The sequence below is a fragment of the Streptomyces angustmyceticus genome, assembly GCF_019933235.1.
Classification (GTDB): Bacteria; Actinomycetota; Actinomycetes; order Streptomycetales; family Streptomycetaceae; genus Streptomyces; species Streptomyces angustmyceticus.
This window is the reverse complement of sequence record NZ_CP082945.1, coordinates 576,841-595,271: the sequence shown is the minus strand read 5'-3', so window position 1 is coordinate 595,271 and position 18,431 is coordinate 576,841. Positions and strand designations below refer to the sequence as shown.

At 68.3% G+C, this 18,431-nt stretch carries 39 protein-coding genes; 32 read left to right on the top strand and 7 right to left on the bottom strand.

Translation table 11 applies throughout. From position 1 onward, the window contains the following. The first annotated feature begins 5 nt into the window (after nt 1-5). The 8 genes from K7396_RS02910 (at nt 6) to K7396_RS02870 (ending at nt 3,380) form a co-directional block, all read left to right on the top strand. On the top strand, nt 6-200 hold the full coding sequence (locus K7396_RS02910) for a hypothetical protein (protein ID WP_143589150.1): 195 nt from the start codon (nt 6-8) through the stop codon (nt 198-200). Further along, on the top strand, nt 197-568 hold the full coding sequence (locus tag K7396_RS02905) for a hypothetical protein (RefSeq protein ID WP_086719289.1): 372 nt from the start codon (nt 197-199) through the stop codon (nt 566-568). Before K7396_RS02910 ends, K7396_RS02905 begins: the two co-directional genes overlap by 4 nt. Then, nucleotides 565-711 carry a hypothetical protein gene (locus K7396_RS02900; RefSeq protein WP_158101148.1) on the top strand — a complete coding sequence of 49 codons (147 nt, stop codon included), beginning with the start codon at nt 565-567 and terminating at the stop codon, nt 709-711. Before K7396_RS02905 ends, K7396_RS02900 begins: the two co-directional genes overlap by 4 nt. Beyond that, nucleotides 711-923 (top strand): hypothetical protein, encoded by a 213-nt coding sequence (locus K7396_RS02895; RefSeq protein WP_086719290.1) that lies wholly within the window; start codon nt 711-713, stop codon nt 921-923. The genes K7396_RS02900 and K7396_RS02895 overlap by 1 nt, the downstream gene beginning before the upstream one ends. 273 nt (nt 924-1,196) lie before the next feature. Then, the gene (locus K7396_RS02885; RefSeq protein WP_086719291.1) at nt 1,197-1,484 is read left to right on the top strand and encodes a hypothetical protein; all 288 of its coding nucleotides are present in this window, start codon (nt 1,197-1,199) and stop codon (nt 1,482-1,484) included. Between the two features lie 93 nt (nt 1,485-1,577). After that, entirely contained in the window at nt 1,578-1,820 is a 243-nt protein-coding gene (locus tag K7396_RS02880) for a hypothetical protein (protein WP_086719292.1), read from the top strand. Between the two features lie 566 nt (nt 1,821-2,386). Then, complete coding sequence (locus tag K7396_RS02875) at nt 2,387-2,728, top strand: hypothetical protein (RefSeq protein ID WP_086719294.1); 342 nt, start codon at nt 2,387-2,389, stop codon at nt 2,726-2,728. Between the two features lie 157 nt (nt 2,729-2,885). Then, nucleotides 2,886-3,380 (top strand): hypothetical protein, encoded by a 495-nt coding sequence (locus K7396_RS02870; protein WP_086719295.1) that lies wholly within the window; start codon nt 2,886-2,888, stop codon nt 3,378-3,380. 21 nt (nt 3,381-3,401) lie between these two features. Here K7396_RS02870 and K7396_RS02865 read toward each other — a convergent pair whose 3' ends face one another. Next, a complete protein-coding gene (locus tag K7396_RS02865; RefSeq protein WP_086719296.1) occupies nt 3,402-3,596 on the bottom strand; it encodes a hypothetical protein in 195 nt (64 codons plus the stop codon). A gap of 97 nt (nt 3,597-3,693) precedes the next feature. Between K7396_RS02865 and K7396_RS02860 the strand changes: the two genes are divergently transcribed. Next, nucleotides 3,694-4,296, top strand: a complete 603-nt coding sequence (locus K7396_RS02860) for a hypothetical protein (protein ID WP_086719297.1) — start codon at nt 3,694-3,696, stop codon at nt 4,294-4,296. Between the two features lie 22 nt (nt 4,297-4,318). Here K7396_RS02860 and K7396_RS02855 read toward each other — a convergent pair whose 3' ends face one another. The 3 genes from K7396_RS02855 to K7396_RS02845 form a co-directional block, all read right to left on the bottom strand. Continuing rightward, nucleotides 4,319-4,618: a hypothetical protein gene (locus K7396_RS02855; RefSeq protein ID WP_152104215.1), complete on the bottom strand. Its 300-nt coding sequence runs from the start codon at nt 4,616-4,618 to the stop codon at nt 4,319-4,321. A gap of 188 nt (nt 4,619-4,806) precedes the next feature. After that, on the bottom strand, nt 4,807-5,091 hold the full coding sequence (locus K7396_RS02850; protein WP_086719299.1) for a hypothetical protein: 285 nt from the start codon (nt 5,089-5,091) through the stop codon (nt 4,807-4,809). A 19-nt stretch (nt 5,092-5,110) separates the two neighbouring features. Continuing rightward, entirely contained in the window at nt 5,111-5,383 is a 273-nt protein-coding gene (locus K7396_RS02845) for a hypothetical protein (RefSeq protein ID WP_086719300.1), read from the bottom strand. A 118-nt stretch (nt 5,384-5,501) separates the two neighbouring features. On the opposite strand from K7396_RS02845, the gene K7396_RS02840 reads away from it, so the two are divergent. Continuing rightward, on the top strand, nt 5,502-5,780 hold the full coding sequence (locus K7396_RS02840; protein ID WP_086719301.1) for a hypothetical protein: 279 nt from the start codon (nt 5,502-5,504) through the stop codon (nt 5,778-5,780). A 72-nt stretch (nt 5,781-5,852) separates the two neighbouring features. On the opposite strand, the gene K7396_RS02835 is transcribed toward K7396_RS02840, so the two are convergent. From K7396_RS02835 to K7396_RS02825, 3 genes are all read right to left on the bottom strand, one after another. Then, on the bottom strand, nt 5,853-6,269 hold the full coding sequence (locus tag K7396_RS02835) for an NUDIX hydrolase (protein ID WP_086719302.1): 417 nt from the start codon (nt 6,267-6,269) through the stop codon (nt 5,853-5,855). After that, nucleotides 6,262-6,900: an NUDIX hydrolase gene (locus K7396_RS02830; protein ID WP_086719322.1), complete on the bottom strand. Its 639-nt coding sequence runs from the start codon at nt 6,898-6,900 to the stop codon at nt 6,262-6,264. Before K7396_RS02830 ends, K7396_RS02835 begins: the two co-directional genes overlap by 8 nt. A 127-nt stretch (nt 6,901-7,027) precedes the next feature. Further along, on the bottom strand, nt 7,028-7,267 hold the full coding sequence (locus K7396_RS02825; RefSeq protein ID WP_143589152.1) for a hypothetical protein: 240 nt from the start codon (nt 7,265-7,267) through the stop codon (nt 7,028-7,030). A 240-nt stretch (nt 7,268-7,507) separates the two neighbouring features. Between K7396_RS02825 and K7396_RS02820 the strand changes: the two genes are divergently transcribed. The 22 genes from K7396_RS02820 (at nt 7,508) to K7396_RS02720 (ending at nt 18,380) form a co-directional block, all read left to right on the top strand. Continuing rightward, nucleotides 7,508-7,942 (top strand): DUF6907 domain-containing protein, encoded by a 435-nt coding sequence (locus K7396_RS02820; protein WP_143589153.1) that lies wholly within the window; start codon nt 7,508-7,510, stop codon nt 7,940-7,942. A gap of 89 nt (nt 7,943-8,031) precedes the next feature. Beyond that, nucleotides 8,032-8,217, top strand: coding sequence for a hypothetical protein (locus K7396_RS02815; RefSeq protein WP_143589154.1), 186 nt, complete (start codon nt 8,032-8,034; stop codon nt 8,215-8,217). A gap of 125 nt (nt 8,218-8,342) precedes the next feature. After that, on the top strand, nt 8,343-8,477 hold the full coding sequence (locus K7396_RS35595) for a hypothetical protein (protein WP_263295733.1): 135 nt from the start codon (nt 8,343-8,345) through the stop codon (nt 8,475-8,477). 92 nt (nt 8,478-8,569) lie between these two features. Further along, on the top strand, nt 8,570-9,007 hold the full coding sequence (locus tag K7396_RS02810; protein WP_086719307.1) for a hypothetical protein: 438 nt from the start codon (nt 8,570-8,572) through the stop codon (nt 9,005-9,007). A gap of 110 nt (nt 9,008-9,117) precedes the next feature. Then, nucleotides 9,118-9,960, top strand: coding sequence for a hypothetical protein (locus K7396_RS02805; RefSeq protein ID WP_086719308.1), 843 nt, complete (start codon nt 9,118-9,120; stop codon nt 9,958-9,960). 53 nt (nt 9,961-10,013) lie between these two features. Continuing rightward, on the top strand, nt 10,014-10,190 hold the full coding sequence (locus K7396_RS02800; protein ID WP_158101149.1) for a hypothetical protein: 177 nt from the start codon (nt 10,014-10,016) through the stop codon (nt 10,188-10,190). A 41-nt stretch (nt 10,191-10,231) separates the two neighbouring features. Further along, a complete protein-coding gene (locus tag K7396_RS02795) occupies nt 10,232-10,570 on the top strand; it encodes a hypothetical protein (protein WP_086719309.1) in 339 nt (112 codons plus the stop codon). Next, nucleotides 10,570-10,770, top strand: a complete 201-nt coding sequence (locus K7396_RS02790) for a hypothetical protein (protein ID WP_086719310.1) — start codon at nt 10,570-10,572, stop codon at nt 10,768-10,770. The genes K7396_RS02795 and K7396_RS02790 overlap by 1 nt, the downstream gene beginning before the upstream one ends. 105 nt (nt 10,771-10,875) lie before the next feature. Further along, nucleotides 10,876-11,076: a hypothetical protein gene (locus K7396_RS02785; RefSeq protein ID WP_086719311.1), complete on the top strand. Its 201-nt coding sequence runs from the start codon at nt 10,876-10,878 to the stop codon at nt 11,074-11,076. 50 nt (nt 11,077-11,126) lie between these two features. Beyond that, entirely contained in the window at nt 11,127-11,303 is a 177-nt protein-coding gene (locus K7396_RS02780) for a hypothetical protein (RefSeq protein WP_158101150.1), read from the top strand. A gap of 98 nt (nt 11,304-11,401) precedes the next feature. Next, nucleotides 11,402-11,614: a hypothetical protein gene (locus K7396_RS02775; protein WP_086719312.1), complete on the top strand. Its 213-nt coding sequence runs from the start codon at nt 11,402-11,404 to the stop codon at nt 11,612-11,614. A 9-nt stretch (nt 11,615-11,623) separates the two neighbouring features. Beyond that, nucleotides 11,624-11,869 (top strand): hypothetical protein, encoded by a 246-nt coding sequence (locus K7396_RS02770; protein WP_086719313.1) that lies wholly within the window; start codon nt 11,624-11,626, stop codon nt 11,867-11,869. A 34-nt stretch (nt 11,870-11,903) separates the two neighbouring features. Continuing rightward, nucleotides 11,904-13,208 carry a hypothetical protein gene (locus K7396_RS02765; RefSeq protein WP_086719314.1) on the top strand — a complete coding sequence of 435 codons (1,305 nt, stop codon included), beginning with the start codon at nt 11,904-11,906 and terminating at the stop codon, nt 13,206-13,208. An 11-nt stretch (nt 13,209-13,219) separates the two neighbouring features. After that, a complete protein-coding gene (locus tag K7396_RS02760) occupies nt 13,220-15,298 on the top strand; it encodes a hypothetical protein (RefSeq protein WP_223659586.1) in 2,079 nt (692 codons plus the stop codon). 213 nt (nt 15,299-15,511) lie between these two features. Continuing rightward, nucleotides 15,512-15,718: a hypothetical protein gene (locus tag K7396_RS02755; RefSeq protein ID WP_086719315.1), complete on the top strand. Its 207-nt coding sequence runs from the start codon at nt 15,512-15,514 to the stop codon at nt 15,716-15,718. Continuing rightward, a complete protein-coding gene (locus K7396_RS02750) occupies nt 15,718-16,098 on the top strand; it encodes a RapZ C-terminal domain-containing protein (protein ID WP_086719316.1) in 381 nt (126 codons plus the stop codon). The genes K7396_RS02755 and K7396_RS02750 overlap by 1 nt, the downstream gene beginning before the upstream one ends. Before the next feature lie 36 nt (nt 16,099-16,134). Beyond that, nucleotides 16,135-16,338 (top strand): hypothetical protein, encoded by a 204-nt coding sequence (locus tag K7396_RS02745; protein ID WP_086719317.1) that lies wholly within the window; start codon nt 16,135-16,137, stop codon nt 16,336-16,338. A gap of 179 nt (nt 16,339-16,517) precedes the next feature. Next, entirely contained in the window at nt 16,518-17,102 is a 585-nt protein-coding gene (locus K7396_RS02740; protein WP_086719318.1) for a DUF6197 family protein, read from the top strand. A 95-nt stretch (nt 17,103-17,197) separates the two neighbouring features. Next, complete coding sequence (locus tag K7396_RS02735) at nt 17,198-17,398, top strand: hypothetical protein (RefSeq protein WP_143589155.1); 201 nt, start codon at nt 17,198-17,200, stop codon at nt 17,396-17,398. Between the two features lie 16 nt (nt 17,399-17,414). Then, on the top strand, nt 17,415-17,954 hold the full coding sequence (locus tag K7396_RS02730) for a hypothetical protein (RefSeq protein WP_086719320.1): 540 nt from the start codon (nt 17,415-17,417) through the stop codon (nt 17,952-17,954). A 10-nt stretch (nt 17,955-17,964) separates the two neighbouring features. Next, nucleotides 17,965-18,114, top strand: coding sequence for a hypothetical protein (locus tag K7396_RS02725; RefSeq protein ID WP_167392794.1), 150 nt, complete (start codon nt 17,965-17,967; stop codon nt 18,112-18,114). A 14-nt stretch (nt 18,115-18,128) separates the two neighbouring features. Continuing rightward, nucleotides 18,129-18,380 (top strand): hypothetical protein, encoded by a 252-nt coding sequence (locus K7396_RS02720; RefSeq protein ID WP_086719321.1) that lies wholly within the window; start codon nt 18,129-18,131, stop codon nt 18,378-18,380. Nucleotides 18,381-18,431: the final 51 nt, after the last annotated feature.

Genomic DNA, 18,431 nt, shown 5'->3' with positions numbered 1-18,431 from the left:
GAAGCATGACCGGCACAACCGACAGCGACTGCGTCCCCCGCGAGCACACTGATAGTGAGCCCTGCGGCCCGTGCGAGCGGAGGCAAGCCCACGCCGAGGGCGAGCACGCCTTCTGCGGCGACGAATGCGACGATTCGCCGAACCCGCCCTACGACCTTCCCGCCAGCGCCACATCCTGGAGCGACTGGAGCGGCGCATGACCGATGACCTGCGGCAGCGTCTCAGCGAGGCGATCGACGACTGCCGGACGCTCACACCCGAAGCCCTCGCCGACGCCGTTTTCGGCGTCGTGCATCCCGAGCTGGACCGGCTGAACCAGGAGGTCGATTACCTCAAGCGCAACATCCGCAGGTCCCGGGATCAGGTCGACGGCTACGACCAGGAACTGACCAGCGCCAAGGCCGCTATCGCCCGCATGCGAGCCCTGCACCAGCCCACCCAACACATGGGACAGACCTGGTGCACCACCTGCTCCACCCGCCGCCGCACCGGCCCGGACACCGAGGAGTGGGTGGCGTATATCCCGCACCCCTGCCCCACCATCGACGCCATCGAGGAGACCCCGTGACCGATCCGACCGCCCACACCGAGGCAGATGACGTGCTCGACCGGCTCGTTGCCGACAACGACCGGATGCTCGCCAAGCTCGACGAGGTCATCGACGTCGAAGCCGGACTCCAGCAGGTCCTCGACCGAGCCAAGGAGGCGTGATGGCGGACTACAGCTCCTTCGAGGAGATCTCCCGCCGGGTTACGTACACCGTGCCCGCACCCCAACCCTGGGGCACCACGTTCGCCGAGGTCGACAAGGCAGTCGCCGCCGCCTGGGTTCGGTACCGGGAGCACCACAAGCTCCCCGAGGACGCACGCATGCCGGAGGACTTCTGCCGGGTCTTCCCATGGGGCGAGCGGGTGGGCTGCTGAGCAGGCCGCATCCCTGCAAGCCCACTTCCGGGAGACGAACCCCGACGCTGTCGTCGAAGGAGCGTGGCCGATCATCCCGCGGCAAGCCGACGGGGACGGCCACTGACCGGCCCCGCCCAGCATGATTGGGCGGGGTTTTGCTGCGCCTACTGCCCAAGGTTTCACGGCCTGGAGTGGCCCATGCCCATGGCATATTCTTTCGGGTTGCGTACTGCTCAGTGCGCTAAGGTGCGTCCCGAATCACGAATGGCATTTCCACACCAGGAGGGCAGCATGGACGCCGCGCCGTGGACCATCGAAACCATCTGCGAAGCCCTCGGCGACCCCGCCCTCACAAAGAAGTGCCTCAAAGAGATCAACAAGGCGCCCGTCGACCAACTCGTTGCCACCGTCGAGAAGTGGGCCGACCGCGCCGGCCGGATCCAAGCCGCCGAACAGCGGGGTCGAGAACTTGCCGCCGCAGACGCGCGAGGCGAGGAGCTGCCCGGCGAGTGGATTGACCGCACCGAATGGGTCCAGCAGGAGGCCGCCAAGATCCGGTCTAGCCGGGGCGCCGCCTAACTTTTAGAAGCTGGTCACGCACCGTCGCTGATCCGATACTCTGCTGAACGCCGACCTCACCCAGTGACCAGGCGACCGTAGGAGGTCAGCGCGTTGTTTCGGCTCATCTACGACCCCGGCGTGGAACCCCTCCACGACCAGCTTCCGCCGGCCGTCAGCCACGCCCTCACCGTTGCCCTCGACGCCGCCTGCCAAGACCCCATCGGATACACGGAACCCCGCGGCCACGCCGACGAATGGAACCGCCAAATCCGCGTCGACGGAGCACTCGCCATGATCTTCGTCAGCTACGGCCAGAAAACCCTCGCCGTCCTCGAAATCCTCGACCTCAGCTGACAAAGCCCCGCCTCATCCGAGGTGGGGCTCATCCACGTCTAGCTACCCGACGGCCCCGACCCCTGCCCGCGGTACCTGACCGTCACGGCGCCGGCCGCCATCGCCCCACCGAGTACTGCCAGGCCCGTAGCCAGAGTCCCGCGGGACCCGTATTCGGCATCGCAGAGCACGACAGGATCCGTCTGCTGCTCCCGGGGGAACCCCGCCATCGCGTCCGTCAACGCGTCAACGCGCTGCTCGCTTTCCACCTTGGTGGTGTCAGGCGCCCACGGCGAACCACAGTCGCCGACAGGTGAGAAGCCGAGGATCACGCCGAGGACTAGAGCAGCCACACCCAAGACCCCCACCCAGACAAAGGCTGCCGGGGCCTGGGAGCGTGGGGCATCGGCGGAGGCAGGTGGATTGGCGGGACCCTGGTCAGGTTCGGAGGTGTCGGTCATGGCCGGAGCATCCCAGTAGCCGGCACGGCAAGCTGACCATGTGACCGATCCGTGACGCAGAGCATGGCTGGCCTGACGGCGCGCCCTATCGGCCGCGTGTTCGACCCGCGGAGTAGCATCCGCCCCGTGAGCACAGACTTCCCCGACGATCTCGTACAGCTGCAGCGCGACGTCCACGCCGCCACCGCCGACTACAAGGCTTTCCTCGACGCCCACCCCGAACCGCCCGAACCCGTCGACGGCTGGCGCGACAAGCCCGGCGAAGGGTACTGGCGCGACCGGCAGCGCGAAGCCTCGGACGGCTGGAGCAGCGACGACAAGCAGCGCGTTGTCGAACTGCGGCAGCGGCTCCACGAGCTGATCCCCCAGCTCCACGGACACCCCCACTGGGACACACTCAGCGGACCCGAGCTCGTCAAGGCACGCATGGCGCTGAAGCACGTCGACGACGAGGACACCGACGGCTGACGGCTACCAGCCGCTGGCGACACGCAGAGCCCCCGCTCGGAACGTCCCGGCGGGGGTAATCCGTCAGACCGAGGCATGCCGGCGGGTCGCGACGCCGCCTCGAGGCGGAGAGAATGGAAGAACGAACTCGGGGCGGCAGGTACCAGGCAGGTCCGCCATGCTCGCAGCCACCATCGCAGGGGTCATTGCCACGTTAGTCGCGGGCATAATCGCCGTGGCTCACCACAACCTCGAAGCCCGCAGAGTCCACGTCCGACAGTTCGAAGAGTTCCACCTCGAACGCTACTGGAAGCTGCTGGACGACTGCCCCTACGAAGCCCTTGCCTACTGCATACCTTGTCGCACCGATGTGATCGACGGGGACCTCAAGAAGGCCTGCCTCCTCTACCTGCGCCTCTGCGAGAGCCAATGCGAGATGCGCCGAAGAGGCGACGTCTCAGACCGCACCTGGAACGCATGGGTTGAGCGAATGGCCGGCTGGCTCACCCGATGGCCCACCAAGCAAGTGTGGAAAGAAGTCAGAGAGTCCCCAGGCCAGTTCAACAATCTCCGGGAGCTTGAGCACGCCTACAAGCCCACCGAGTACGACCCCTGTCCGCATGGCGAGTTTTGGCGTTGGAAGCGCGGCCTACGCAGGTACCGGGAGGGCTGACACGGCACGGCATTCGCGCGCTCACCCCTCGGCCGGCAGACGGCGCGCCAAGCTCCCCGCCAGGTGCCGCGCCGCATACGCCCCCTCGCCGTCACGCGCGGCCAGCATCTGCAACAGCTCCACCGTCGCCTGCGCCTCCCGCATGGTCAGCAACGGAAGGCGCCGCTCATCCGCATCCGCCACGCCATCGACCAGACCCAGCAGCCGATCGTCCATATCACTCATGATCTGACCAACGGCACCTGAACAGGACGGTTACGCAACAGCCGCTACGGCCGATAGCCTCCCGCCACGCACCATCCAAGGGGAGGCCATGGACCAGGGACTTGCTGCTTACTACGTCGGCATCGGGGCCTTCATCGGCACCCTCATCACCGCGGCCGTCAGCTACCTCGCCGCCCGCCACAGTGCCAACATCGCCGCCAAAGCCAGCGCCGAACAAGTCGCAAATCAAGCAACAGTCGAGCGTGCCCAGTGGATACGGCAAGAACAGCGGCAGGCATACGGCGACGTCATCCGCGCCTACAGCCAGCTCGCCCACACCCTCGCCCGACTTCGCGTCGCCATCCACGACGAGGCGCCAACCGGCGAACTCCTTGACAGCATCGACGTGCAGCAGAGCCTGCTGCACGTCGCGTGCTACAACACCCGACTGTTCGGCCCGCCCGTCATCGCCGACATTGTGAAGCCGCTTGCCGAAGCTGGTCGCGAAGACGCGCAGGCCCACCGCGAGCTCGGAATGCACTCGATGGCCGGAGGTTCACCGCAGCTGGCGGAGATCCAAGGCAAGGTGAATGCGAGCCGCCGTGAAATGGGGCGGGCGTTCACGGCCTTCACGGACGCCGCCAGCACAGTCCTCCTCGGCGGCACCGAAGAGGCAGTGGAGATCCGGCGACGAGCCGGCCTTGAGCGATGATCGCAGGGGCCCGAACGCTCGCTCAGACCGTCACCGCGTCCTCCCGCGGGAACGTCGCCGGACACTGTCGGCAATACAGGGACCGCGCCCAACGCTCCCGCGCCTCCTCCGCGGCTGCTGCCAGCCGGGAGAACAGGAAGCCCAGCCCAGCCCCGACAGTCAGCAGCAGCACGCCCGCGGCCGGCGCACCCGACAGCAACAGCAGCACCCCCGCCACGACCGCGCCCACCGGCAGCAGCCACTGCATGACGTACTCCGGCGGCTGGCCGTACTTCCCCCGCAACGGCGACTCGGCCGGCAACGACGCCACAAACTCCGGCAAATGCAGCACCTGCCCCGACCCCTTACACCGCGGACACGCCAACGCCATGAGCCCCCCTCAGTCAGAAGAGAGACAGCCTGCCAGCGGAACGCCTCATTCGGCAGGGGTGCGTGGGGGTGAACATCGGTGCGGAGAACGCAGAAGCCCTCGGCTGCTTCCTTCAGCCGGGGGCCGCTGTTCTGTCACGGTCAGTCGGAGACGACCATGCGGCCGTCGCGGGCCGGGTGGTCGTCCACGGTGAAGCGCTGCTCTAGGTACTCGCGCACCGTGTTCAGCTTGGCCTTACGCAGCGATCCGTCGGACCTCCACTCGGCGTGAGACTCGGTGTAGTCCACGATCACGCCGAGGGTTTGGGAGGTCCGTACCTGAACCCCCTCGGACCAACGCTGCCCGGCCCTGCGGCCGGTGGACGTCTCGCTGAGGGGGAACTCTTTGCCTAGGTAGTTCCGCACGGTGGAGTAGCTGGCGGCCATGTCGATTCCCTTTCCTTGGTCAGCTGCTGCGGACGTTCATCGCGGTGTGCTCGCGCAGATAGCTGCGGTAGCCGACCTCCGCCATGCGCTTGGCCTCGGTCAGCGTGCCGAAGCCGGTCACCTGCCAAGCAAGGCCGGCCTTGCCGAACGGCTTGACCATGTAGGACCAGGTCCCGTTGTCGTCGCGGCTGATCTCCGCCAGGACGGTGGCGCCGTCGCTGCCGATGCGCTTGTAGAAGCCGGCGAAGACGCGAACCCAGGTGCTGGCCTTGATGCTCGTGGTTTTCGTCATTGCTGGCTCCCTGCCCGCGTCTGGCCCTTGCGATGACTCCAACTTAGTGGGTACCCATCAATTTCGTCAAGTGGGTACCCACTGGATTTCTTCGACGGGTGGCCACTAACCTCGCCACATGGACAAGCCACCCTCACCCTTCGAGCAGCTCGCCGACCTAGCCGCCGGCGATGCAACCCTCGACCAGGCGGTCGCCCTCACCGCAGCACTCGCCGCCATCCCCGACCTGCAAAAGTGGCTACGAGAGCAGCGTCAACGCGTCGTCCGCACCGTGCATGAGCGCGACGGCATCAGCTACACCGACATGGCACCCACGCTCGGCGTCAAACCCGAACGCGTCTCCGGCATCGCCCGCGGCCACAGCCGCACCCCGCGCAAGAAGAGCAGCGACCAGTAGCCGGAGCCGAATACACGCGAAAGCCCCCGCCCAAGAGATCCCGGGCGGGGGCTCCTTCGTGCCGTCCAGCGACTACTCGGCTGGCGTCAACTCGGCGTCCAGGTACTCCTGCACCATCGGCGCCAGCGGGTACGGCACATAGTCCGTGATCTCCCCGTGCGCCACCCACGCGACCTCGGCCAGCTCCTCCTCGTCGGCGACGTGCGCCTCCCCGGAGATCGGCGAGCATGCCGTGTACGACATGAGCCGGCCCGTCTTCGGGTGGACCCGCTCGCCGAGCAGCTTGACGGCCTCGACGGTCAGACCTGTCTCTTCCTGGGTCTCGCGTACCGCGGCTTCCTCCGCAGTCTCCCCGGCCTCGATCGCGCCGGCGGGGAACTGCCACATCAGCTCGCCCTCCTTCACGCGGCGGCGAACCATCAGGACACGGTCGCCCTGCACGATGATCCCGGCGCTGATGCCCGGCTGATCGGCGGTCTGCTCAGTCATGGGTCCCCTCCAGGGCCGCCAGCACGGGCGGATAGATCTTGCCGGTCGGAATGAATTTCGTCAGGTTGCTGATCGGTACCCAAGCCACGTCGAGGTTCTCGACCGCGTCCTGGTTGCGGGCCTCACCGGCGAGGAAATCGCAGAGCTCGTATTCGGCGAGCACCCCGGTCACCGGGTGGACCCGGCTACCCAAAGCTTTGCGGACAGAGCAGTGAACTGCCGTCTCGGCGAGCGTTTCCTGCACTGCAACTGCACTGGCGCTGCCACCGGGTTTCACGACGCCGGCCGGGAACTGCCACGTGAGGGAGTCCTCACCGCGCCGGCAGACGAGCAGCACTTCGGCCCCGCGGACGACCACCGCGATAGCCACTCGCAGCGCTTGTGTCTGCACTTCGGAGGCATGCCGGTACAGGACCCCGAAGCGGCGCTGCTCGGCGGGAGTTACCCGCTCAAGGGCGGTATCTAGCGCGCGCTGTATCTCTCTTCGCGGCACGATCGCGGGGTCCGCGTGCCAGGCGGCCACGGTCCGGACCGCTACGCCCAGCGTCCGGGCGAACTCCTCATTCGTTGACCGCGTCGCGGCCTGCAAGGCGACCGCATGCCGGCCGCTCCACACGTCGATCACGTCCACGTGGCCCCGCCCCGTCGTGATTCCGAATCTGCACTGCGGCTGCCTGCTGGGCACGCCGCTCCTTCATTGCCGCGTCATCGCCGCGACGCCCTATTGGGCGTTCGCTGGAGCCATGACGAATTGCAGTTCATCTAGCCCCTCGGGAGATCTGCTCGGCCCGCGAACCGGTAACGCCGAGCAGATCGCCTACCTGCCGCCAGGAGCGTCCTTCATAGAGGGTCTTCGCGATCTCGGCCTTGGCTTCTCGCAGGCGGACGTCGAGGACCTCCTCGAGTTCCTTGATCCCCTGGTAGCGCTCCACGAGGTCGCTGGTCTCGGTTGCGGTCTCGACCAGCGTGTCGACGGCTTCTTCCATGGCGGGGGTCATGCCAAGAGAGTAGGGCCGATTCCTGGCCACTTCAAGCATGTGCTTGACGCCCGCTCGATGGCGGCCTACTGTCTTCCTCAGCAGCAGTTCCAAGCAGCGCTTGGAGGTGCCGCCCACTCCTACCGGACCCAGTCCGCGGGCGACGCCACAACAAAAGAAGACGGGCCGGACGCTTGCGACTCCTACATCGCGCACGCACCGACCCGCCGTAACCAACAGGTCCTGTCTAGGGAGATCCTGATGGCCACATCCCAGCTTACTGGGCAGCGCAACGGCGCCGACCACCAGGTCGACGCTTGCCCCACCCGCTCCGCCGGCACGGCCGCCGTCCTCGTCCGTGGCCAGCAGGTCACCGTCGACTGCCCGCCGTGGTGCACCCACCCACACACCGAGGCGTACCGGTCGCTGGAGGACGTGTCGCACCACGGCGACACGGTCTCGCTTTTCGTCCCGTCCTACAACGGGAAGATCGAGTCGGTGCTTACGGCTCACGTGGCCAGCTGGCCGTTCGCCGGTGACTCGGAGACTGCCGCCCCCTTCGTCGCGTTCGACGCGATCGGCGACGAGGTTGCCCAGCTCACCCCCGAGGCCGTCACCGCGATCGCCGATCAGGTCATCGCCCACGGCCACGCCCTCCGCGCCCTCGCCGCCGCCATCTCGGGCGGTGCGCGATGAGTACCCCGACCATCCCGATGTCTGCCGCTGACCGCGCGGCTCACGAGGCCGCTTCGTTCGTCCGCGTGTCGCCGGAGATCAGCCGTGCTGTGGCTCGCTACGAGGTGGCCGCGCTGCGGGTCGAGGAACTCGCCGGGCTGGACGCCCGGCACATGACCGGCGCCCAGTTCGATTCGCTGGCCCTTGCGCAGGACACGATGGCCGAGTCCCGGCAGGTTCTGGAGCAGGCCGGGCTGCTGCACCTGGTCGACGCGGGTTCGGCGGTGACCCGGTGAGCACGGCTCCCGCCCCGTTCCCGGGCGATTCGGATCCGTCTCTCGCTGAGGCCGCTCGTCGTGCGGCGCAGTCGGAGGTGTCGGCGGCTCTGCATGAGCAGCGTGCCGGTGACCGTGTCGCCACCGTGCTGGATCTGCTGGCTCGTGGTGCTGACCCGCTGTACGTGGCGCGGATGCAGCAGATCGCCCGCCACCTGTTCGCTGAGGCTGCTGTCGCCACCGAGCAGCCGGTCGACATTCCGCGGCCCCGCCGCCACTGACCGCCGTGCTCGGGGTGTCCACCCCCAGCCCCCGAGCGCGGCTCCCCACCTCCATCTTGTTCGTGCACTGCCTACCGAGAGGCCATGCCGTCATGCCGTACATCAGCACCGCCCCGTCCGTCATCGAGACCGTCGCCGAGTCGATCAGCTACCACCGCGGGGCCACCGGTAGCCGGTACTACAGCGAGTACGGGACGGACCGCCTGACCGTCGGCCAGTTCACCGCAGCCGCAGGCGCCACCGTCGAGGTGCGAGCAATCGTCCAGTACGGGAAGGAGCGCCCGAGCCGTAACGGGCGGACGGTCTACGGCGAGCCGGAGTACCGAGTGATCCAGTTCGGCGCTTCCGTTACCTGCCACGGCTACGGCTGCGCCGACTCCACCCACGAGGAGCCGCTCGCCGCCGCAGTCCCGCTCGACTCCGAGAAGTACGCCGAAGAACTTGCGGAAGGCGCCGAGCCCGCCGTGCAGAAGGCCCGCGAGTGGGCCCAGGCCCACGCCGAGAAGTGCCGCGCCCAGGCCTACAAGTGACCGAGCCTCCCCACTGACCGCCGCGCCCGTGGGCTGACTACCCCCGGCGCCCCGGGCGCGGCCACCACTCCACCCCATTCGTGCATCACTCGCCGAAAGGCCATGCCGTCATGAGCGTCACCATCCGGAACACCTATGGCACGCCGCACAACGTCAGCGACACGAACCCGGCCCACGTCACGAGCTGCGACCGCTACCGGCTGCCGCTCGTCGGCACCATCGCTCCCGGAAACCCCGGCTACGAGGACATGGTCGAGATGCTGAAGGACAACGGCCATGACACCCGCCCCGAGGGCTACGGGCTGATCTTCCTGGAGTCCGAGGAGTTCAGTGCCACCTACTTCGGGTCGATCGAGCAGATCGAGAAGTACAAGCGCGAGAACGTCGATGGCACGGCGACGTTCGATGCCCAGCAGGGCGTTACGTATGCACAGTGGCCCCACGGCAAGGGCTGGGACGAGTTCCTGCCCCGCGTCTTCTGGAACCAGGCAGCCCGCGGAGCAATCGCGGACGGCGTCGGCCTCGTCACCGCCTTCGCGCACACCGAGGTTCCGGGCGCCGAGGTCATCGTCTACGAGTTCGAAGGCAAGTGGACGCACGACAGCGACCCGACCCAGATGGTCACCTACCACTGCACCGCCTGCCACATGGACACGGCCCACGGCGGCGACGTGCACGAGAACACCGGCCCCGACCGCCGTCGTTGGGCGGCCCGCCAGGCCCGCCAGCACATTGTGAGCGCTCACCGCCACGGCGTCGGCGACAAGAACAGCTCCTGCCGGCCGAACGGCGGCGAGATGCTGCGCGCAGTCAACGCCGTAGCGAAGAACCGCCTCGGCATGACGAGCAACCCTCTCCCGGACACCGACGACGTGTACTGCGCGACCAAGGGCCCCTGCTCGATCATCCGCGAACTCCGCGCCGGCGTCCGCCCGGCCGTCTACCGCGCCTGAAACACCCCCCAACACCCCCAGCCACCGCCCACATTTCCGAGAGGACCACCGTCATGCCCGAGAACACCCGCATCGCCTACCTGAACGAGTACCGGCACGCCGTCGCGAAGAACGACCTGCCCCGCCAGCTGGAGATCCAGCTCGCCGCGATCGACCTGGACCAGGCGGATCCCGACGGGCCCCGCCTGATGGACGAGATCCGCGGACTCCACCAGCTCGCCGCCGCCTGACCCGCCCCAGCCCCCAGCCCACACCACCGAAGGAGACAGTCATGGCCGAATGGGAGTCCAGCAAGCGCGGCGCGAAGAAGTTTGCCCGCGAGGTCGAGATCGGCAAGACCTACTACGTCGTCCTGACCGCCACCTACCCGTGGGGCGACGAGAAGGTCTGGGTGAGCTACGTCTTCGACCACCGCCAGATGTTCACCGGCGGGGCGATGACCGGCTCCATGTCCGCCCAGGGCCTGTGCCTCAACTACGGGCCGGTCTACGACGAGAAGCCCGGCCGCCACATCCGCCCGATGTTCGAGTGTGACGACGACCAGGTGTATGCCACGCCCGCCGACATCCTGCAGGTCCGCAACAGTCGGCGCGAGAAGGTCCGCCGCTGATGACCGTAACTGCCGTCGACACGGACAACGAAGTGCTGGCCGCCCAAGCCCGCGAAGCCGTCGCCCAGTGGAAGACCGACATCGCGAACATGCGCGTCGAGATCGCCTCCGGCCAGGTGCCCGACACCGAGATCTACACGCTCGAACACGGCATCGCCGAACGGCAGCAGCGCATCGCTCGCCTCCAGCCTCTGACCTGACCGCTGCCTGTGGCCCCGGAGCAACGCCAGACCGCGCACCACCTGGCGCCGGGCCCGCAGGGAGCCGGCCAGCCGGCCAGCACCCACCAACCGAGAGGACTTCACATGAACTTCAGCAAGGGCGACCGCGTCACCGTCACCAACCCGAACCCCGGCAACGCCCGGTTCCGCGGCCGGACCGGCACCGTCACCGACGACGGCTCCAAGTCCGGCCTCATGGCCGTGAAGGGCATCGACGGCCGCCTCGCCGAAGCCGTCAAGGGCACCCCCGGCTTCTACCCGGAAGAGCTCAGCCCCGCCCGTTGACGGGCAGCCCAGTCCGCCAACCGATCACGAACAGCCACCAGGAGGAACCCATGTTCGGAAAGAAGACCGCAGAGAAGCTCGATGCCGCCGCCGGGAAGCTCCACCGCGCCGGCAAGAAGGTCGGCGGCGAGCGAGGCGGCCGGGCCGGAGACGCCATCGCCACCGCCGCCCTCGGCGGGCTCCGCGCCCGCTGCAACACGGACTGCACCTGCAACAAGTGCCGCTGACCACGCGCCGGTAGCCCACGCCGCCGGTCCCGCACTGGTACCGGCGGCCTGGAGATCCGACGCAGCACCCACCCTCACCCCCGTCGAAGGAAACCGTCATGCAGCTCGGACTACTCATCGGCCTCACCCGCGCCCGGGTCGCCCTCCTGATCGCCGGCCTGGCCTGGTTCGTCGGCCTCGACGCCCCGATCGGCATCCGCACCCTGATCGCCCTCCTGATCCTGGCCGGCATCGCCGCCGACGGGCTCGTCGAAGACCAGCGCACCAAGATCCCCGCACCCGCGCCGACCCGCTACGACACCGCCGCCTAGGAGCCAGCCATGTTCAAGAAGCACAACGAGATCCGCGAAGCCAAGCGCCGCCACCGGCAGATCATGAACGCCGCCTACCACCTGATCACCCCCAGCCTGATCGTCGACCGCACCGCTCGCCTCAGCCCCGAGGACGTAGTCGTCCTGGTGCAGGGACGACATCAGATCCGCATCACCGTCGACGAGGCCAAGGACGCACTCGGCGCTGCCCTGCTCGAAAAGGGCTACAGCCTCGACCGGATGGCCAACGCCTAACACGCCGCCCCTCACCCAGAAAGGAATGATCACGGTGACCACCGCCATCACCAAGGTCAACGGCCAGCCCGTTGCCGACGAGCCGCGGTTCGACCCGGTAGCCCTGGCCGAGGCGGAGGCGATCCGTACCCGCGCCGCCGCCGAAGCCGACGCTCGCCGGATCGAAGCCGAAGGCAAGGCCGACGCCGAGAAGATCAAGGCGGCCGAGGAAGCGGAGCGGCAGCGCCTGGCCAACGAACGGAACCGCCTCAAGCTGGAGAAGGACCAGGCCAGCCACGCCACCTTCATTGCCGAGCACAAGCGCCGGAAGGACGCCGCCGAGGCCGCCGCCGCTAAGGCGCGCAAGACAGAAGACGAGGCGGAGGCGAAGGAAGCAGCCCGTGCTGCCGAGCAGCGGCGCAGCGAGAACATCTGGAAGTGGGGCGCCCGCGGGATCTACGGCGTCGGCCTGGTGATCGCCGCCCCGATCCAGTTCCTCGCCTTCTGGGACAAGGAGCGCCCGTTCCTTGTCGCGGCCCCGGCACTGCTGGAGGGTCTGGCGCTGGCCCTGGCTTTCGGCGCGGCGTGGGCTGTCGCCCACCGGCGTGACGTCATGCCCTACAGGGTCGGCATCATGATCGCAGCGCTCATCGCTGCCGGCATCAACCTGTGGCACGGCATCACCGACAACTCCATCGGCCCCAACGCGGGCTCCATCGGCGCCCTCGCCTCCCTCGGCGGCCCGATCGTCCTCATGGCCTACGAACACGGCATCGCCCAGAAGGCCGACGGGATTCCGTCGTGGCGGGAGAAGCGCGACGCCGAGCGCAAGAAGAAGGCGGAAGCCGAGGCCCGGGAAAAGGCAAAGGCGGAAAAGGCGGCGGCCGAAACGAATGCTGCGGCACAGAAAGCCAAGCAGCAGATGCAGGCCGAGGAAGAGCAGAAGCGCAAGGACGCCGACCGTCGCGAGCATCACCCGGACGTGTGGGAGGTTGCCGAGGCCCTGCGTTCCGCGCGTGGTTCCCAGTACGTCACCGAGCAGATTTGGGCGGACGCCTGGTACCGGGTCACCGGTTCGAAGGTGGTCGGGGTGCGGCCCGAGATGGAGGCTGAGAGCAGGGCTGCCCAGGCCCGAATGAAGGCCATCGCCGAGCTGCCGGTGTTGGGCGACTTGTCGCAGGTCGGATCCCAAAAGGCACCCGGCGCCAAGAAGGCCCCCGGGGCCCCCGATGGGCGCCGCTTCAACGGGGGCACGCCGCCCCTCAGGCGGGCCGGTGACGCGCTCCCGTACTGCGATGCCGCAAAGAAGCAGGCTGCCCTCGAACAGGCCGACACGCAGCCCGCTAACAAGACCATCTGAGGAGTGGACCAATGGCTATTCACACCCCCTCCGCGGACACCCAGAACGACCTCGACGTCCCGGAATTCATGCGCACCGAAACCGCCAGCGACCGGCCGAACCTCAGCCTCGTAAAGCCCATCGAAGGCGCGGTCGTCGAGCACCAGGGCGAGACCCTGCGGCCCGCATGGATCGAGTCCGGCAAGGAGCTCGCCGCCCGCGCCCGAGAGCACGCCGCCGAGAACCGGCTCTACATCGGCTGGAGTGTTCGCGGCTACCGCACCCTCGGCCGGCGCTGGCTGGAAGCTCGACGGGACGGCCACCCTCAGATGATCCAGTCCGCGAAGGCGGAGCGGGAGGCGGCGGCCAGTGACACGGCAGCCGAGACCGCCGCCCACGAACTCGTCCAGAAGCGTCGCGCCGAGTACCGGCTCCACAGGCGCTGGCACTGGATCAAGACCGGCGGGTGGGCCGCCGCCGGCACCACCGGACTCACCACCGCGGTGGTCGTCGGTGGGGGATGGGTCGACGTGCTGCTCGCTGTCGGCACCTACGCCGTCGGCACGTGGCACGGACGACCCGGCGCCGAGGCGGCCCCGTTCACCGACTCGACCAGCGGGCTGATCGCCATCGAGCCCGCCGAGGACGACCCGTTCCCGATCGCCGACGCCAACACCCGCGACGAGGCCGCCGAGTGCGTGCGCCGCGCCCTCGTCTCCGAAGGCATCAACGTCGCCGCGATCGAGGCCGGTCGCCGCTACCCCTGGGGCTGGGAGATCACCGTCCGGCTCAAGAAGGGCACTCCCGCCGACCTGATCGCCAAAGCGCCCGAGCTGGAAACCCCGCTCGACCTGCCGACCGACGGGCTGCTGTGCCAACCCATGAGGCAGAAGCGCGCCCAGGTCGTACTGCGCCTGGTCGAAAGCGACCCGTTCGAGGACATGCCGGCCCTGCCCACCCGAAAGCCCAACAGCCTCGCCATGCGCGACAAGGCCCTGGTCGCCAAGCGCATGGATGGGCAGCACACCATGCTGACGTTCCTCGGCCAGCACTTCATCGTCATCGCAAGCTCCGGTGGCGGTAAGTCGGTGACGTTTCGCACGATCGGTGACACCCTCACCGACTGCGAAGACGTCATCGTCGTCGATCTCGACCCGGGCGGAAACGGCCTGGAGCCCCTCGCCGCCGCGGTCGGGGTGCGGGTTGTGGGAGCCGACCAGATGCACATCATCGAGGCGGTACTGGAGAAGCTCCTGAAGATCGCCAAAGCTCGGGCGATGCTCCTCGGCAAGCTCGGCATGGGCGACAACTGGATCCCCTCGCCCCGCTACCCGGCGATCGTCACGCTGATCGACGAGTATCCGCAGCTGTCGCAGCGAGCCAAGGCCCTCGTCGTTGCGATCCTCCGCGTCGGCCGCAAGTCCCGCGTGCAGGTCGGTCTTGCCGCCCAGGAGGCCACGAAGGACTCGATCGGCGCGGCCATCGCCGACTCCATCGCCCTGAAGATCGTCGGCCCTTCGCGGCACCAAGACATCGTGCAGGTCTTCGGCGCCGGAGCCGGAGCCAACGGCTGGCGCCCCGACCGGCTGCACCCCGCCGAGGGCCTGGACCCGGCAGACGCCGGCAAGGCATACATCATGGGCGGCGGCTCCACCGACCCCCTCATCCACAAGTTCATCCCCACGACTTACGAGGAGGGCAAGCAGCGGGCCGCCGCGCGCGCCGCCGCTGGCCGACCCTGGTTCGATGCGGAGTCCCTGGACCTGGCCGGTGTCGACTTCGATGCCCTTGACGCCGTCCAGCCCCGCGCCCAACTGCCCGAGGTGGTCGAACTCGCCAGGGCTGCGTTCACCGCCGCCGAAGACCCGGCGCGTATGACGACGGAGGAGCTGTACGAGTACGTCGCCGACGCCGCGCCGGAGAACTGGGCGCCGCGGGAGGACGAGGAGGTCGAGGCGGCCCGGCGCCGCTACCTCAAGGAACTGCGCGAGACGGCAGCCGTGATCGCCCCCAAGGTCGATATGAAGACCAAGCAGTGGCTCGGCGGGCGTGGCTACTACCTCACGACGATCACCGAGCTGGCTGGCGAAGAGGCGCCCGAAGAGGGCTGATCCGCCGATGTGGCGGGCGTGATGCCGCAGGTCAGGGCCGTGATGCCACCCGTGATGGGGGCGTGATGGGGCCGATCTGCCCGTGATGCATCACGCCTCCATCACGCCCACCATCACACGCCTGACCTGCGCAATCACGGTCCATCACGGGCACCATCACGGCCACGAATGCCCGAAAGATCCACGAATGTACCTTCACTGAAGGAGACCCCGATGACCACCAAGAACCCCCGAACCGGAATGACCGACCAGCAGTGGGAAGCCCAAAACGGCGCCCTCCACCCCGACACCGCCCGAGCTCGCGGCCTCTGCTGGCACTGCTCCGGAATCGGCGCCCTCTTCACCGCCTTCCGCAGCGAACACGTCAAGGTCGTCTGCCCCGACTGTAAGGGCACCGGCAAGGCCCGGGTGAACGCCTGATGCCCACCGTCGAACTCGTCAGCTTCGGCTACCTGCACGGCGACCCGCCGGCCGCGCACCTCACCCTCGACCTCCGCCACCACTTCCGGGACCCGCACGTCAGCCCGGAACTGCGCTACATGACCGCCCACGACGCGGCAGTCCGCCAGACAGTCCGCAGCACGCCCGGCATCCCCGCCCTCATCGAGGCCACAGCCGACGCGATCGTCGCCTTCACCCGCGGCCCCAGCGCTGGCCCCGTCCGTGTGGCCGTCGGATGCGCCGGAGGCCGACACAGGGCCGCCGCCTTCGCCATGGCCCTCAAGCCCGCACTCGCCGACGAAGGCATCACCGCCACCATCACCCACCGCGACCTCGACAAGCCCGTCGTGGATCGCTGAGCGCCCCACCCGCCTGCATCGAAGGAGAGATCACTCATGAGTAACCAGGACCGTTGGAAGTGGGCCATCGTCATCAAGCTCGTCGGCTCAGGTCAGGAGCTGACCTTCGACGGCGGGGCCAACGTCTCCGTCGCTGCTGGTGACGACCTGCTGCCCCACGTCATCGAAGCCATCAAGCCGAAGATTCCCAAGGGTGTGGGGTTCACCATCGTCAACTTCTACCCGACGCCGGTCCGGTGACCTGGGCCGCCGGCAGCAACCCCGCAAGGTCACCTGCCCTCGACGGCTGCACCTGAAGGGCGGCCGAACCATCGTCGCTCGCGCCACAAACAAGTAACCAGCAGGGGCACCCCAGTTGCTGCCAGGCGTCCGGGCGCCCCTGCCACCCGCCCCATCCTCAGATGAAGGAGCACGAGCAGGTGACCACAGCAACCCTCGACCCGGCAAGCCTCGACCAGGCCGCCGCGCGCATCGTCCCGACCCTGACCGCGCCCGAACGCGACGCATGGGCCGACATTACCGCCGGCTACTCCCGTGACCTCGTCAGCAAGACCACTGCCGAGCTCGTCGACGAAGCCCTCCGCTCCCTGCCCCAGCACGGCACCCGCCCCGCCATCGACGTGAAGCTCCCCGGCCGGATCGCCCGAGCGTTGCCCGACTGGGCACACCGCACCCGCGCCGACCTCTCGCACAAGCCCAGCGCCCAACTCGCCGTCGCAGCCGAAATCCTGCGCAAGTGGGGTTGGCAGAACAAGCCCCACCACCTCCGCGACGGACGTGGCAGACGCTGCATCTGCGGAGCCATCTGCACCACCGTCGCCGGGCTCGGCGTCGGGACGATCGGCTCAGCCCACCAGGCCGCCGGCTATGTCCTCGCCGAGCTGCGGGGGAGGGGCTGGAACGCGCTGATCGGCGACTGGAACCAGGGCGTCTGCCGCACCCCCGAGCAGGCCATCGAACTCGTCAACGCAGGCCAGCGCCGCGCCCTCGCCGCTGGCCGCTGACCGAGAGGAATCCCATGTCACTCACCGCCCTTCTGGCCAGCCACGCGGCCAGCGCCGCACAGTCCATCGCGCAGGAAATCACCGCAAAGCCCGCCATGCACCTCGAGCTCATCCAGCAGCTCGAAGAGATCTGGGGAAAGGAGCGAGCCGACCACACCGCCGACGACGAGGCCTGGCTCCGCGCCGTCGCCCGCCTCTCACGCGAAACGCTCAACACCATCTACGACACCGCCTACCGCAACGAGCAGTACGCCGCCGCCCGCTGCCTCGCCTGGCATCGCGCCCAACTCCGCTAGCACCTGAAGGGAACCCGTGAACATCACCATCGATCGCCGCGGCCGGAACACCCGCCGCATCGAGGACCGCATCCGGGAAATCGGCGACCACGCCGGGAAGCTCGCCGCACAGCGCATCGGCAGCCGACTCCCCGCCGTCGAGGTGCTGCTGACCGACGGGCGCGGCGTAGCCGCCGCCAGGCAGCGCGCCGACCTCTCCCTCGCCGGCCACGTCAACTGGCGCCGCCGTGCTGTCGACCGTCTCATCGGCGACTGGCACGCCCGGCACGCCTGCGCCGCCACCTCACTCACCCCGCACGGCGCGCTCGTCGCCATCAACGAGGCCATGCACCGCGACCTCGGCGAGCTCGACCGCACCCTCATCCACGAGCTGGGGCACACCGTCCAGCTCAACCAGCCCGGCGCCCGCGACCGGCACATCGCCTACCTCCGCCAGCAGTACGGCATCACCCCGCACAGCAAGACCGACCAGCGCGAATACGAACAGCTCATGGACACCCGCGAAACGCAGGCCGCCAACCTCGAAGCCCTCGCACGGCAACTCCCTGGCCACTGAAAGGACCGACATGAACAAGAAGCTCGCCGCCGCAATCGACCGCGACAACCAGCGTGAAGAAGCCGGCATGCACGCCGACGACCGCGAAACGTGCTGGACGCATCAGAGCTGGGCTGCCGACTGCGAGGACGACCACACTCCGCGACCGACCGGCAAGTGAACAGGAGGAAACCAATGACCGACAGAGCCCCGACCAGCGTCGAATCCGAAATCCAGCAGTATCGCGACGAAGTGAGCCAGTTGCGCGCCGTCATCCAGGAACTGTGGCTGCGCGTCGCCGACGCCGGAAGCCTCATGGACACCAACCGGGTCCGAGGCGCGCTGGAAGGCAGCACCGAACTGTCGGACAAGGACTACGTGCGCAACGCGTTCAAGCTCCCCGCGCATGTGCGCGATGCACTCCCCGGCCACGTGACCCAGGACTAGCCACCCCGGGGCCCGTCCGAGCCGACACGGCGGGCCCCACCATCACCCCAC